The organism is Pseudonocardia sp. D17, assembly GCF_036984265.1.
Taxonomy (GTDB): domain Bacteria; phylum Actinomycetota; class Actinomycetes; order Mycobacteriales; family Pseudonocardiaceae; genus Pseudonocardia; species Pseudonocardia benzenivorans.
Genome location: NZ_BPRG01000122.1, coordinates 66,148 through 80,912, shown reverse-complemented (window position 1 = coordinate 80,912; position 14,765 = coordinate 66,148). Strand labels below are relative to the sequence as shown.

The window sequence follows — 14,765 nt, the reverse complement described above, 5'->3', positions numbered from 1 at the left end:
CCCGGGCCAGCTCTGCGGCCGCCGCCGCCGCGCCCGCGGCCGCGGCGGCGGCCTCACCGCGGGCGGCCGCGGCGGCGTCGCGCGCATCGTCGACCTGCGCGCGCAGCGCCTCGACCTCGGCCTGCCACTCCGCCGCCCGGCGCGTGGCGGCATCGCGTTCGGTCTCGGCCCGCTCGGCGCGGACGGCCGAGTCACGGGCCTGACGCTCGGCCTCGACACGGCCGTGCTCCGCTGCCGCCGCGGCGTCGTCGGCGGCGGCGCGTGCGGCCGTGGCCTCGTCGGCGCGCTGGCGCGCGGCGCCCAGCTCCTCCGTGGCCTCGATCGCCTGCCGCGCCGCCGCCGCCGCGCGGCCCACGGCGTCGGCGCGCTCCCGGTCGGCCTGTTCGGCGTGCTCGCGGCTGCGTCGCGCGGCCCGTTCGGCCTCCTCGCGGGCCTGCTCGGCGGCGGCCCGGGCCGCCGTTGCCGCGGCGGTCTCCCGGTTGGCGGTCTCGACGGCCGCGACGGCGTGTGCCTCGACCTCGTCGAGGCGGGTGCCGATCGCGGCCAGCGCCTCGGTCAGCGCCGTGACGGGTCCCTGGAGAGCGGCGACGTGCTCACGGAGCCGGTCGGCGTCGAGCGCGAACCCCGCGCTCGGCGCGTCCAGGCCAAGTGCGCCGAGGGCCTCGCGTTCGGCCCGGGCCATCTGCGCACAGGTGCGGCCGCCCTCCCAGCGGGTGTCGCGACAGAAGGACCGGGGTCGTCCGCCCTGGGGTCCCGGGGGTGGCAGCTCCGCCCGGCATCGGCTGTACCCGCACCTGACCTGCTCGTCGATCACCGCCGGACCGTATCTGTTGGCGTTTCGTAAACCACGTAACCGGTTCGGCGTTTCGAAACTGAATCTCTGCTGCCAACGAAACCATCGTTTCGTTGGCGCACCGGCGTGGCGCGACGATCCGGCCGCGTCGCCGGGCGAGGATCGACCCGTGATCGACGACCCCCTGCTCGTGCTGGAAGCCGGCGCCGCGCCGGCACCCGGCCACGCACCCGCGACCGTCGAGACACCCGAGTGGCCCGGCGTCACCGACCCCGACGTCCTGCGGGCGCAGCTGCTCGACTGGTTCGCGCAGTACGACAACGCGGGCACCCGGCGGACCTACGCCTACGCGTTGGGGCTGCCCGTCGCCTGGGTCGACGCGCTCGGCGGGGCCCACTCCCCCGACACGCGCGCGGCGCGCCCCCGACCACCCGCCGCCGCACCCGGCCCGTTGCACGCCCTGGCCTGGTTCCGGTGGTGCGCCACCCGCGACCTCGACCCCCGGGTCGCGACGTCCGCGCACGTCAAGGCGTGGTTGCACGCCCTGTCGGCGGCGGGCGCGGCGCGGCGCACCCGGCAGCGGATGCTCGCGACGTTGTCGGCGCTCTACGGCCACCTGGCCGAGACCGGCGCCGTTGCGGCGAACCCGGCGGCGATCGACCGCCGGCGGCTTGGCCTCGTCGTCAGCACTCGCGAGCCGTCACCGACGATCCGGCTCACCGCGCAACAGGTCCGCGCCCTCCTCGACGCGTCGGGGACGCTGCGGCACGGACCGGCGCTGCGGACGCTCTACGCGACGCGTGCCCGCGCGGTCGTCGCCCTGCTGACCCTCGGGCTGCGGATCTCCGAGCTCACCGGGCTGGACCGCGACGATCTCCTCCGCACCGGCGGTGACCAGGTGCTGCGGGTGCACGGCAAGGGAGGCGTGCGGCGGGAGGTCTACATGACCGACCTCGCGCAGCAGGCACTGTCCGATTATCTGGCCGAACGCGACCGGCTCGGGTCGACCGCGACGCCGGCCCGCCGCGGGACCTCACGAGCCGTGGCCGAGCCCCTCATCGCCACCCGCGACGGCCATCGCTGCTCACGCGTGGACCTGTACCGGCTGTTGCGCCGCATCGCCGCCGCGGCCGGCCCCGCACTCGCCGACGTCGCCGACCGGATCCACCCCCACGCCCTGCGGCACGCCTACGTGACGATCGCGCTCGAGCAGGACGCCCGCATCCAGCACGTGCGCGCCGACGTCGGGCACGCCTCGATCACGACGACCGAGCACTACGACCGCGGCATGCGCACCCGCGACACGACGGCGGCGGACCTGGTCGCGGCCGCGATCGCCGCGGCGGACCCGTCGACCACGACGGGCGACCCGTCGTCAGCCGCGGCGGACCCGTCGGCCGCCGCGGGTGAGCCCTCCCCGCCCGCGGGAGTCCGCGATCCGTCGTGAGTGGCGATGGTCGCCGGGGCGACTGTCATGGCGACCATCGCCACTCACGGGCGGCGGCGCGGGCGCGGCACGCAGCAGTCGACGGCGCACGGCACCCCGTTGACGGTGCAGCCCGCCCGCGCGACGGTGCCCGATCCGCGGGGGGCGACGCCGGCGATGTGCTCGGCCATGAGCTCGACGACCATGTCCGCGAAACGGGGGTCGGGCCCGGCCGTCGCCGCCCGGGCGAACGCGAGCCCGAGCCCGTGCGCGAGCTCGCGCAGCTCCTCGTCGAGGTCCCAGACGACCTCGACATGGTCGGACACGAACCCGATGGGCGCCATGACGACCGCCGGCACCCCGGCCGCGGCGAGCGCCTCGACCGTCGGCTCCGGCTCGGGCGTCAGCCACGGCACCTGCGGCGGCCCGGAGCGCGACTGCCAGACGAGGTCGTACTCCTGCAGCCCCAGCTCGGCGGCGACGAGCCGCGCGGTCTCGGCGACCTGCCGGGAGTAGCGGTGGTGACCCTCGGCGGGTACGCCATCGGTCTCGTCGGCGGCGACAGGGATCGAGTGCGCGGTGAACACGACCCGGGCGGCGTCGCGGACCTCTGCGGGCAGCGACTCCCGGGCGGCGCGTACGGCGTCGGCGTTGGCGGCGACGAACGCCGGGTGGTCGTAGAAGTGCCGCAGCTTGACCAGCTCCGGCGCGCCGTCCCCGACCGCGGCGCGGGCTCGGGCGATGTCCTCGGTGTACTGCCGGCACGCCGAGTAGCCGCCGTAGGCGCTGGTGGCGAACACCAGTGCCCGCCGGACACCGTCGCGGGCCATCTCCGCGACGGTGTCCTCGACCATCGGGTGCCAGTTGCGGTTGCCGAAGTAGACCGGCACGTCCGTGCGCGCGCGCACGGCCTCGATCAGCTCACGGTTGCGCGCGTTGATCGGCGACACCCCGCCGAACGGCTTGTAGTGCTCCTCGACCTCGTCCAGCCGCTCGGGTGGCACGTTGCGCCCCCGCACGACGTTCTCGAGGAACGGGCGCACCTCGTCGAGACCCTCGGGGCCACCGAACGAGAGCACGAGCAGTGCATCGACCTCCACGCGCCCGTCACACCCCGATCGCGTGGAACCCGCCGTCCGCCCACACCATCGAGCCGGTGGTGACGGGCAGCCAGTCGGACAACATGGCGCACACCGTCTTCGCGACCGGAACCGGGTCGTTCACGTCCCAGCCCAGCGGGGCCCGCCCGTCCCAGGCGTCCTCGAACGCCGCGAAACCCGGGATCGACTTCGCGGCCATCGTCCGGACCGGCCCGGCCGCGCACAGGTTGACGCGGATCCCCTTGGGGCCCAGGTCACGCGCCAGGTAGCGGGTCACCGACTCCAGCGTCGACTTGGCGACGCCCATCCAGTCGTAGGCCGGCCACGCCTGCCGGTTGTCGAAGTCCATCCCGACGACCGAGCTGCCCGGCCCGAGCAGCGGCAGCACCGCCGTCGCCAGCGACTTGAACGAGTACGCGCTGACCTGGATCGTCGTCGCGACGTCCTCCCACGGCGCGTTCATGAACGCACCCTCGCCCAGGCACGACGCCGGGGCGAAGCCGATGGAGTGCAGCACGCCGTCGAGGCCCGGCTCGTCACCGAGGTGCGGGCTGACGCGCTCGACCAGCGAGTCGAGTTGCGACTGGTCCGACACGTCGAGCTCGACGACGGGGGCGGCCTCGGGCAGCCGCTGCGCGATGCGCTCGACGAGCCGCATCCGGCCGAAGCCCGTCAGCACCACCTGGGCGCCCTGTTCCTGGGCGATCTTCGCCGCGTGGAACGCCAGCGAGGCGTCGGTGATCACACCGGTGACCAGCAGGCGCTTACCGTCGAGCAGTCCCATGAGGACCCTTTCTGGGGAGGGAACAGGGAAGGTCAGTGGCCCATGCCGAGGCCGCCGTCGACCGGGATGACGGCCCCCGTGACGTAGCCGGCGTGCTCGGAGCCCAACCAGGTGACGGCCGAGGCGACCTCCTCGACCGCGGCGTAGCGGCCCAGCGGCACCTGGGCGACGATCTCGGCGCGGCGGGCGTCGGACAGCGCGCGGGTCATGTCCGTGTCGACGAACCCGGGTGCGACGACGTTGGCGGTGATGCCGCGCGAGCCCAGCTCGCGGGCGACCGAGCGGGCCAGCCCGACGAGCCCGGCCTTGGAGGCGGCGTAGTTGACCTGGCCGGGCGAGCCCATCAGCCCGACGACGGACGAGACGAAGATCATGCGGCCGCCCTTCGCGCGCAACATACCGCGCGACGCGCGCTTGGCGACGCGGTAGGCGGCGGTCAGGTTGGCGTCGACGACCCGGGTGAAGGAGTCCTCGCTCATCCGCATGAGCAGCCCGTCGTCGGTGATCCCCGCGTTGGAGACCAGCACCTGGACCGGGCCGTGCTTGTCCTCGACCTCGCCGAACGCCCGGTCGACGGCCTCGGCATCGGTGACGTCGCACTGCACGGGCAGCAGGTCGTCGGGCAGCCCGTCGGCGCTGCTGCGGTACGTGACCGCCACCTGGTCGCCCTGGGCGGCGAACGCCTGGGCGATGGCCAGGCCGATCCCGCGGTTTCCTCCGGTCACCAGCACGCTGCGTCCCACGTCCGGAGAACCTAGTGCACGACGAAGATCGCCGGACCGCCCGTCAGGGCAGCCTGCGCCCCAGCGCGATGCCCCCACCGAGCCCCAGCAGCAGCAGGATCGCCCCGCCGAGCAGCCACGGCCGGCTCGTGTCGACCTGCCGGGTCTCGTAGCCGATCTGCTCCCCCAGCTCCGAGTACACCTGCCTGAGCTGCGACTCCGACGCGGCGGTGAAGAACTGGCCGCCCGAGAGCGACGCGATCTGCTGCATCGACGCGTCGTCGACGGCGACGCGGGTCCGCCCGCCCTCGATGTCGATCGTCCCGTAGTCGGTGCCGAAGGAGATCGTCGACACAGGGATCTTCTCGGCGGCGGCCTGCTTGGCCGCGGTGAACGAGCCGCGCGGGTCGTTCTCGCCGTCCGGGCCGGGGACGGTCTGCTTGCCGTCGCTCATCAGCACGATGCGCGCGGGTGGCGGCCCCTCGGTGCCCGACGCGGCGACCGTGCGGGAGAACGAGTCGATCGACTGCAGCGCCGCGAAGATCGCCTCGCCGGTCGCGGTGGACTCCGAGAGCTTCAGCCCGTCGACCGCCTGCTTGACCGCGGTCCGGTCGGTCGTCGGCGACACCAGCACCGCGGCCGTGCCCGCGAACGACACGAGCCCCAGGTTGATCCCGGGGGTCAGCTGGTCGGCGAACGACTTCGCCGCGGCCTGCGCGGCCGCCAGCCGCGTCGGTGCGACGTCGGTGGCCTGCATCGACAGCGACACGTCGATGACCAGCACGACCGTGGCCCGGTTGCGCGGCACCTTCGCGTCGGCCTGCGGTCCCGCGATGGCGACGACCAGCACCGCCAGCGCCAGGATCATCGCGGCCGCCGGGACGTGCCGGTACCAGCCCGGGCGCCGCGGCGCGACCGTGTCGAGCAGCTCCAGGTTGGTGAACTTCACGACGTCGCGCCGGCGCCTGCGCAGCAGCAGCAGGTACCCGGCGACCAGCGCGGCGACGACCAGCAGCGCCAGCAGCCACCACGGATGCGAGAACGTCACCGGCCGCCTCCCGACCAGGTCCGCTTGCGCGCCAGCGCGAACCGCACGATGTCGGCGATCCAGTCGGAGTCGGTGCGCAGCGTCAGCCGGGCCGCGCCGCAGCGCCGCAGCGTCGTCGCGACCCGGTCGCGGTGCGCGCCGGCGGCGGCCGCGAACTCCCGGCGCAGCAGCGGGGTCACGTGGACCTCGCGCTGACGGCCGGTCTCGGGGTCGGCCAGCACGACCGTCCCGGCGTCGGGCAGGTCGAGCTCGGCGGGGTCGAGCACCTCGACGGCCAGCAGGTCGTGCCGGGCCGAGAGCCCGCGCAACGCGCGCTCCCACGTCGGCTCGCCGAGGAAGTCCGAGACCACCACGGCCAGGCCGCGGCGGCGCGCCGGGCGGCGCAGCTGCTCCAGCGCCTCGGCGAGGTCGCCGCGCGTCCCCTCGGGAGCCCTGGGCACCTCCGCGACGCGACGGACGAGCCCCCGGGCGTGCGCCACGCCGCCGCGGGCGGGGACCCGCACGGTGTGCTCCCCCGTCGTGACGAGGGCACCGATGCGGTTGCCGCCACCGCGGGTGAGGTGCGCGACCGCCGCGACCGCGGCCACCGCGAGGTCGCGCTTCTCGCAGGCCGCGGTGCCCATGTCGAGGCTCGGGGACAGGTCCACCACGACCCACGTCTCCAGCTCGCGGTCGGCGACCGTCTCGCGGATGTGCGGCTCGGTGGTCCGCGCGGTGACCGACCAGTCCATCCGCCGCACGTCGTCGCCCGGCTGGTAGACCCGGGCCTCCCCCGGCTCGGTGCCCGGGCCGGGAACCAGCCCGAGGTGGTTGCCCTGCAACAGCCCGTCGAGGCGGCCCCGGACACTCAGCTCGAGCGTGCGCAGGGCGGCCTCCAGCCGGCCGTCGCGCAACGACGGCGGCGCCGTCGCCGGCCTGCGGGCCGCGGCACCGCGCGGGACCGGGGCCGGCGCGGCCGTGGCGTCACCGGTCACGGCGGCCGCTCACCGGGCGGCACCCGCCGGGCTGAACTGCGGCCGGGCCGTGACCTGGGGCAACGGCACCGTCTGCAGGACGCGCGAGACGATGTGCTCGACCGGCACCTGGTCGGCCACCGCGTCGTAGGACAGCACGAGACGGTGCCGCAGCACGTCCGGCGCGACGTCCAGCACGTCCTGCGGGAGCACGTAGTCGCGGCCACGGACCAGGGCGAGCCCACGGGCCGCCGCGACGATCCCCAGCGTCGCGCGCGGGGACGCGCCGTAGGAGACCCACCCCGCGACGTCGGCGAGGCCGTGCTCGGCCGGCGTCCGGGTGGCGACGACCAGTCGCACCACGTAGTCGACCAGCGCGTGGTGCACGAACACCCGCGACGCGGTGCCCTGCAGCCGGGTCAGCACCGTGGGGTCGATGATCTGGTCGGCGACGGGCGGCTCCGCGCCCATCCGGTAGACGATCTCGCGCTCCTCCTCGACGCCCGGGTAGTCGACGACGATCTTGAACAGGAAGCGGTCGCGCTGCGCCTCGGGCAGCGGGTAGACGCCCTCGTTCTCGATGGGGTTCTGCGTCGCCAGCACGAGGAAGGGGTCGGGCATCGGGAACGTGCGGCCGCCGATCGACACGTGCCGCTCGGCCATGACCTCCAGCATCGCCGACTGCACCTTGGCCGGCGCCCGGTTGATCTCGTCGGCCAGCACGAAGTTGGCGACGACCGGGCCGAGCTCGACGTCGAACTCCTCGCGGCCCTGCCGGTAGATGCGGGTGCCGAGGATGTCGGCGGGCACGAGGTCGGGCGTGAACTGCAGGCGCGCGAACGAGCCGCCGACGACCTTCGCGACCGTCTCCACCGCCAGCGTCTTCGCGACGCCGGGCACCCCCTCGATGAGCAGGTGGCCCCTGGCCAGCAGCCCGACCAGCATCCGCTCGACGAGCTGGTCCTGGCCGACGATGACGCGCTTGACCTCGAACACGACGCGCTCGAGCAGCTCGGCGTCGCGCGCGGGGGTCGGTGCGGCCCCGCCGGCCTGGGAGTCGGCCGGGGAGTCGGCCACGGGCTCGGGACGGGAATCGGGCACGCTCACGCGTCCATCCAACCGGCCGAGCCGTATGACGCCGGTGAGCCGGTCAGAACATCCGGGCGACGGTCGGCAGCAGCCCGGCGTAGCGCACCGGGCTGAGCCGCACCGACGAGCCGGAGTACGGCGCCTCGATCATCTTGCCGTTCCCGATGTAGAGCGCGATGTGGTAGACGCGCCCGTTGCGGGCCCACGCCAGCATGTCGCCCGGCCGCATCTGCGAGAGGGGCACCTGCCGGCCCGCGGCGTGCTGGTTGCCGCTGTAGCGCGGCAGGTTGATCCCGACGCCCGCGAAGGCGTAGAGCATCAGCCCCGAGCAGTCGAAACCGACCTTCCGGTAGTCGCCGAACTGGTCGGCGACGCCGCCGTCGCGGATGCCCAGGCTCGGGCCGCGCGCCGTCCCGCCACCCCAGGCGTAGGTCACCCCGAGCTGCGACATGGCCCGGTCGATGACGGTCTGCACCTTCGCCGACGCGCTGCGCGGCACCGACGCGGGCGGTGCCTGCCCCGCCCTGGCCGCCGCGGCCCGTTGCTCGGCCGCCTGCCGGGCGGCTTCGGCCGCCGCCTGCTGGGCCTGCCAGTCGTCGAAACGCTGCCGCTGTGCCCGCAGCCCCGCGTCGGCGTTCTGGGCGGCGTCGAGCTGACGTTGCACCTCGGCCTGCTGGGCGCCGACCTGCTGGAGCTTCTGCGCCTGCGCCGCGGCCTGCTGCTGGGCGTCGGCCAGCGCCGCGTCGGCCGCCTGCTTGGCCCGGGCCGCCGCGGCGGCCCGGTCGTCGGCCTCCTGCTGGGCCTGCCGGGCGAGGGAGTCCGCGTTGGCCTTCTCGGCGCGCGCCTTCTGCAGCCCGTCGAGGGCGGCGGTCTGCTGCTGGGCGATGTAGTCGGTCAGCTGGGCGCGGTCGATGAAGTCCGCGGGCCCGCTCGACGACGTGAGCAGCCCGAGCGGGCCGAGGTCGAGGCCGCCCTGGTAGGTGTTGGCGACGAAGTCGTCGAGGCGGGCGCGGGCGGCGTCGATGGCCGAGCCCGCCGCCTGCGTCTCGGTGCGGGCCTGCTGCGCCTTCAGCGCGGCGTCGGCCGCGGCCTTCTGCGCGGCCGTGTAGGTGTCCTGCGCGGCGTTGGCCGACTCGTGCTGCTCGGCGACCTGGATCTGCAGGTCGTCGGCCTGCGCCTGGAGCTCGTTGAGCCGGTCGGTCAGCCGGGCGACCTGCGCGGCCGTGCCCGACACCGTGTTGCGACTGTTCTGGAGGTCCTGGTCGCTGGGGTTCGGCGGCGGCGTCGGGGGCGGCGCGGCCAGCGCAGCCGGCGTGCCGCCCGCGAATGCGAGAGCAGCCGTCAGCACGACCACGAGCACCGCGCGCCCGACCCGCACGACACGTCTCCCCTCCGGCCGCGATGATCACCCGGCGCGGCCGGGGTGACTGTGCCATTCGAGGGACGCGTTCCCAACCACCACACGCTCACCGTCAAGAACTTCCACCACATGGCGTAACGGTTAGTCTGCGTCCGACAAGGGGGAGCTAGCACCCCCTGAGTGCGAATCCAGACGTAGTGCTGGCCCCATTCCGGGCTCGACACGACTCGCAGATCATCGTCGGGGCCGCACCGGGCGGTCACGCGCGATACACCGAGGGGACTCATGACCGACGACCAGGGACGTGGAGCAATGCCCCCCGGGCAGCCGTGGCCGCAGGACGGCGGGCAGCAGGGCTGGGGGGCCCCGCAGCCCGCGCCCGGACAGCAGCAGTGGGGTGACCCCCAGGCCCAGCAGGCCTACCAGCAGCAGCCCTACCAGCAGGGATATCCACAGCAGGGATATTCACAGCAGGGATATTCACAGCAGGGATATCCGCAGCAGGCCTGGCAGCAGCAGCCGGCGTGGGGTGCGCAGCCCGCAGGCGCGGCGCCCGGCGGCTGGCAGGGCGGGCCGCAGCAGACGGCGCAGTACCCCGCCGCGGGCTACCCGCAGGCGCCCGTGCCGCAGCCGGCCTGGGGTGGCGAGGGTGGGCCGCCCGGGTACCCGCCCCCGCCCGGGTTCGACGGGTCGGGCGGCCAGCCGCCCAAGCGCAAGCGCTGGCCGCTGATCACTGCGCTCGTGGGCGTCGTCGTCGTGATCGCCGCCGTGGTCGTCGGGTTCACGGTGTTCGGGGGCGGCGGCGCCAACACCCCCAACGCGGCGGTCACCCTGCTCGCGCAGGACCTGACCGACGACAACTACCTCGACGCGCTCAAGACGCTGCACCCCACCGAGGCCAAGCTCGCCGTCGACGCGAACCAGGTCCTCGGCGACCAGCTCAAGCGGCTGCAGATCCTCAAGCCCGACGCCGACCCCACCGCCTCGATCGGCACGGTCGAGTTCAAGGACCTGAAGTTCGACGAGGGCGCCCAGGAGAAGGTGCGCGACAACGTCGTCATCAACAAGCTGGTGGCCGGGACGATCACGCTGAACCAGGACCCGGCGAAGATCCCGTTCACCGACGACTTCAAGAACCGGGTGTTCAAGGACGGCGTCCCCGGGGCGGAGAACACGACGATCAACATCGCCGACGAGGTCAAGCGCAACGGCGAGCCCATCCGCATCGCGACCGTCGAGGTCGACGGCAAGTGGTACGTCAGCCTCTTCTACACGATCGCCGACTACGCGCTGCACCAGGAGAAGAAGGCCTGGCCGACGACGTCGGTCCCGGCGCGTGGCGGCAGCAGCGCCGAGGACGCGCTCAAGCAGACCGTGCAGGCGATCGCCGACCAGAACGCGCAGCGGCTCGTCGAGCTCGCACCGCCGACGGAGCTCGCCGTCGTGCACGACGCGGGCCAGGCGATCATCGACTCCGCCGGGCGCCCGCGGCCGTCGGGCCTGCAGGTCACGACGCTCGAGACCAACACCGAGACCGTCCGCGGCTACACCGCGATGTCGCTCAAGCGGCTGGTGCTGACGCAGGACGGCCAGCAGATCACCGTCGCCCGCGACGGCGACTGCCTCTCGGTCGAGGTCCAGGGCCAGTCGCAGCGGTTCTGCAGCGCCGACATCACGCAGCTGGCCGGGCTGGGCTCGACGACGTCGTCACTGCCGCCGTCGGTGCAGCAGCTGCTGCCCAAGCTGATGACGGCCGTGCTCGACATCAAGGTGATGGCCTCCGAGGAGGGCGGGTCCTGGTACGTCAGCCCGTCGCAGACGGTCCTGCAGGCCTACGCCGACATCCTCGGCGTGCTGCAGCCGCAGGACGTCAAGGACCTGCTGGATCTCGCCGGTAACTGACGTCACGCCGGCCGTCGCCGGAGCCGAGCGGGGCACGGGTGCACACTGCCCGTGCCCCGCTGCCGTGTGACGGTGCCGGGCCTGCTCGACCCGCAAGTAGGACAGGCGTACTGTTTGGGTCGAGGGGCCTGCCGGCTACCCGCGGCGGAGCCCGACACGCGCCGCACAGCGCGCCCACCACGCACGCCAGGAGGTAGAGCCATCGTGGCCAGCACCGACAGCTTCGGAGCCAGGGGAACGCTCGACGTCGGCGAGAACCAGTACGAGATCTTCCGGCTGGCGGCCGTCGAGGGCGCCGAGAAGCTTCCGTACAGCCTCAAGGTGCTGCTGGAGAACCTCCTGCGCACCGAGGACGGTGCCAACGTCACGGCCGACCACATCCGCGCGCTCGCCGCGTGGGACCCGGCGGCCGACCCCGACACCGAGATCCAGTTCACGCCCGCCCGCGTGATCATGCAGGACTTCACCGGTGTCCCCTGCGTCGTCGACCTCGCGACCATGCGCGAGGCCGTGACCGAGATGGGCGGCGACCCCGCCAAGGTCAACCCGCTCGCTCCCGCCGAGCTCGTCATCGACCACTCGGTGATGATCGACTTCTTCGGCACCGCCGACGCGTTCGAGAAGAACATCGAGTTCGAGTACGGCCGCAACCAGGAGCGCTACCAGTTCCTGCGTTGGGGCCAGGGCGCCTTCGACGAGTTCAAGGTCGTCCCCCCGGGCACCGGCATCGTGCACCAGGTCAACATCGAGCACCTCGCGCGCACCGTCATGGCCCGCAACGGCCAGGCCTACCCTGACACGCTGGTCGGGACCGACTCGCACACCACGATGGTGAACGGCCTCGGCGTGCTGGGCTGGGGCGTCGGCGGCATCGAGGCCGAGGCCGCGATGCTCGGCCAGCCGGTCTCGATGCTCATCCCGAAGGTGCTCGGCTTCAAGCTCACCGGCGAGATCCCCGCGGGCGTCACCGCGACCGACGTCGTCCTCACGATCACCGAGATGCTGCGCCGGCAGGGCGTCGTCGGCAAGTTCGTGGAGTTCTACGGCGCCGGCGTCTCGGCCGTCCCGCTGGCCAACCGCGCCACCATCGGCAACATGAGCCCGGAGTTCGGCTCGACCGCGGCGATCTTCCCCATCGACGACGAGACCGTCCGCTACCTCAAGCTGACCGGCCGCTCGGCCGAGCAGATCGCGCTCGTCGAGGCCTACGCCAAGGAACAGGGCCTGTGGCACGACCCGGCGGCCGAGCCGGTCTTCTCCGAGACCCTCGAGCTCGACCTGTCGACGGTCGTCCCCTCGATCTCCGGCCCGAAGCGGCCCCAGGACCGCATCGAGCTCACCGCGGCCAAGGCCGCCTTCCGCGCGGCGGTCCAGGACTACACCGACGACGCCGTCGTCGAACCGCTCTCGGGTGTCGACGAGTCCTCCGACGAGTCCTTCCCCGCCAGCGACGCGCCGGCGACGTCCACCCACGGCCACGAGGCGGCCCCGGTCGTGTTCTCCGCGGCCGACGGCTGCGAGGGCCGGCCGTCCAAGCCGACCACGGTGACCTCGGCCTCCCGCGGGGAGTTCGTGCTCGACCACGGCGCCGTCGTGATCGCCTCGATCACCTCCTGCACCAACACCTCGAACCCCTCGGTGATGCTCGGCGCGGCCCTGTTGGCACGCAACGCCGTCGAGAAGGGGCTGACCGTCAAGCCCTGGGTGAAGACGTCGATGGCGCCCGGCTCGCAGGTCGTCACGGACTACTACGAGAAGGCCGGCCTCTGGCCGTACCTGGACAAGCTGGGCTACAACCTCGTCGGCTACGGCTGCACCACCTGCATCGGCAACTCCGGCCCGCTCCCCGAGGAGATCTCGGCGGCAGTCAACGAGGCCGACCTCAGCGTCGTCTCCGTGCTGTCGGGCAACCGCAACTTCGAGGGCCGGATCAACCCGGACGTCAAGATGAACTACCTGGCGTCCCCGCCGCTGGTCATCGCCTACGCCCTCGCCGGCACCATGGACTTCGACTTCGAGACCCAGCCGCTGGGCAAGGACGGCGACGGCAAGGACGTCTTCCTCGCCGACATCTGGCCCTCGACCGAGGACGTCAACGCCGTCATGGACGCCGCGATCGACGAGGAGATGTTCGCCAAGAGCTACTCCGACGTCTTCCGCGGCGACGAGCGCTGGCGCTCGCTGCCGACCCCCGAGGGCCAGACCTTCGCGTGGGACCCGGCGTCGACCTACGTGCGCAAGCCCCCGTACTTCGAGGGCATGACGACCGAGCCGGCGCCGGTGCAGGACATCACCGGCGCGCGGGTCCTCGCGCTGCTGGGCGACTCCGTCACCACCGACCACATCTCCCCCGCCGGGTCGATCAAGCCCGGTACCCCGGCCGCGCAGTACCTCGACGAGAACGGCGTGGACAAGAAGGACTACAACTCCTTCGGCTCGCGGCGCGGCAACCACGAGGTGATGATCCGCGGCACGTTCGCCAACATCCGGCTGCGCAACCAGCTGCTGGACGCCATCGTCGACGGCGGGGTCTCCGGCGGCTACACCCGGGACTTCACCCAGGACGGCGGCCCGCAGGCGTTCATCTACGACGCCGCGCAGAACTACGCGGCCGCGGGCACCCCGCTCGTCGTGCTGGGCGGCAAGGAGTACGGCTCGGGCTCGTCGCGTGACTGGGCGGCCAAGGGCACCGCGCTGCTGGGCGTGAAGGCCGTCATCGTCGAGTCCTTCGAGCGCATCCACCGCTCGAACCTGATCGGCATGGGCGTCATCCCGCTGCAGTTCCCGCAGGGCGAGTCGGCGGCGTCGCTGGGCCTGGACGGCACGGAGACCTTCGACATCGCGGGCATCACGGCACTGAACGACGGCACCACCCCGCGCACGCTCACGGTCACCGCGACCAAGGAGGACGGCTCGACCATCGAGTTCGACGCCGTCGTCCGCATCGACACCCCCGGCGAGGCGGACTACTACCGCAACGGCGGCATCCTGCAGTACGTGCTGCGCGGCATGCTCGCCGGCTGATCCGACCCACCTTCTGACGGGGGCGGCTCCCACGGGGGCCGCCCCCGTCGTCGTGGCTGGTTTTTCCTTTGAGATCAGTCTCCCTGGTGCCAAGATCGTTTCCGGCGCGTCAATGATTGGTTTACACATGGAGAGGCACCTGCGTCCCCACCATGACCTCCTCCCGCCGCAACCTCACCGCTTCCGCCGGCCGATCCGGCAGCAGCGGGGTTGCGGGCAACCCGCCGGCCGCAACCCCACTGCTCGTGGGCGGGCGTACGACGACCCTGAGGTTGCGGCCGCACTTGCGGAGGAGCAGAACGTCGCCGCGACGGGTGGCATTCCCCGGACCCGGCGCTGGGTCGGACGCGCCGTTCGTCTCCGTCGATGTCCGCCCGGGTCGATGTCCGCCCGGGTCGATCTCCGCCCGCCCGGTACGCGGCACGGTGCCGCCACTCACAGGAGCTGTTCGGGGGTGCCGGCACTGGCCGGGATCGATGTCCCGCTGCCGGTCGGCGCCGGCGGACAGCCAGCGGCGCGCTGCGCGCTCCCTCCACGAGTTCCGCGGCAGGGGCGGTTCGTCGC

The 14,765-nt window shown here is 73.2% G+C and carries 11 protein-coding genes; 3 read left to right on the top strand and 8 right to left on the bottom strand.

Annotated elements, in window-relative coordinates:
- Positions 1–814 (bottom strand): hypothetical protein (locus PSD17_RS19780; RefSeq protein WP_339124063.1); only part of this gene is annotated, 814 nt, incomplete at its 3' end.
- A gap of 148 nt (positions 815–962) precedes the next feature.
- On the opposite strand from PSD17_RS19780, the gene PSD17_RS19775 reads away from it, so the two are divergent.
- The gene (locus PSD17_RS19775; RefSeq protein WP_339124062.1) at positions 963–2,240 is read left to right on the top strand and encodes a tyrosine-type recombinase/integrase; all 1,278 of its coding nucleotides are present in this window, start codon (positions 963–965) and stop codon (positions 2,238–2,240) included.
- 44 nt (positions 2,241–2,284) lie between these two features.
- Here PSD17_RS19775 and PSD17_RS19770 read toward each other — a convergent pair whose 3' ends face one another.
- The 7 genes from PSD17_RS19770 to PSD17_RS19740 form a co-directional block, all read right to left on the bottom strand.
- On the bottom strand, positions 2,285–3,319 hold the full coding sequence (locus PSD17_RS19770; RefSeq protein ID WP_339124061.1) for a ferrochelatase: 1,035 nt from the start codon (positions 3,317–3,319) through the stop codon (positions 2,285–2,287).
- A 7-nt stretch (positions 3,320–3,326) separates the two neighbouring features.
- Positions 3,327–4,103: an enoyl-ACP reductase FabI gene (gene fabI / locus PSD17_RS19765; RefSeq protein ID WP_013675480.1), complete on the bottom strand. Its 777-nt coding sequence runs from the start codon at positions 4,101–4,103 to the stop codon at positions 3,327–3,329.
- A 32-nt stretch (positions 4,104–4,135) separates the two neighbouring features.
- Positions 4,136–4,846 carry a beta-ketoacyl-ACP reductase gene (gene fabG / locus PSD17_RS19760; protein ID WP_041759752.1) on the bottom strand — a complete coding sequence of 237 codons (711 nt, stop codon included), beginning with the start codon at positions 4,844–4,846 and terminating at the stop codon, positions 4,136–4,138.
- 43 nt (positions 4,847–4,889) lie between these two features.
- The gene (locus PSD17_RS19755) at positions 4,890–5,873 is read right to left on the bottom strand and encodes a VWA domain-containing protein (protein ID WP_339124060.1); all 984 of its coding nucleotides are present in this window, start codon (positions 5,871–5,873) and stop codon (positions 4,890–4,892) included.
- The gene (locus PSD17_RS19750) at positions 5,870–6,847 is read right to left on the bottom strand and encodes a DUF58 domain-containing protein (protein WP_339124059.1); all 978 of its coding nucleotides are present in this window, start codon (positions 6,845–6,847) and stop codon (positions 5,870–5,872) included. The genes PSD17_RS19755 and PSD17_RS19750 overlap by 4 nt, the downstream gene beginning before the upstream one ends.
- A 9-nt stretch (positions 6,848–6,856) precedes the next feature.
- The gene (locus PSD17_RS19745) at positions 6,857–7,903 is read right to left on the bottom strand and encodes an AAA family ATPase (RefSeq protein ID WP_339124068.1); all 1,047 of its coding nucleotides are present in this window, start codon (positions 7,901–7,903) and stop codon (positions 6,857–6,859) included.
- A gap of 73 nt (positions 7,904–7,976) precedes the next feature.
- Positions 7,977–9,293: an NlpC/P60 family protein gene (locus tag PSD17_RS19740; protein WP_339124058.1), complete on the bottom strand. Its 1,317-nt coding sequence runs from the start codon at positions 9,291–9,293 to the stop codon at positions 7,977–7,979.
- Between the two features lie 294 nt (positions 9,294–9,587).
- Between PSD17_RS19740 and PSD17_RS19735 the strand changes: the two genes are divergently transcribed.
- Both PSD17_RS19735 and PSD17_RS19730 read left to right on the top strand, forming a co-directional pair.
- Positions 9,588–11,177 carry a hypothetical protein gene (locus PSD17_RS19735; protein WP_339124057.1) on the top strand — a complete coding sequence of 530 codons (1,590 nt, stop codon included), beginning with the start codon at positions 9,588–9,590 and terminating at the stop codon, positions 11,175–11,177.
- Positions 11,178–11,381: 204 nt separating this feature from the next.
- Entirely contained in the window at positions 11,382–14,201 is a 2,820-nt protein-coding gene (locus tag PSD17_RS19730; RefSeq protein WP_379653084.1) for an aconitate hydratase, read from the top strand.
- Positions 14,202–14,765: the final 564 nt, after the last annotated feature.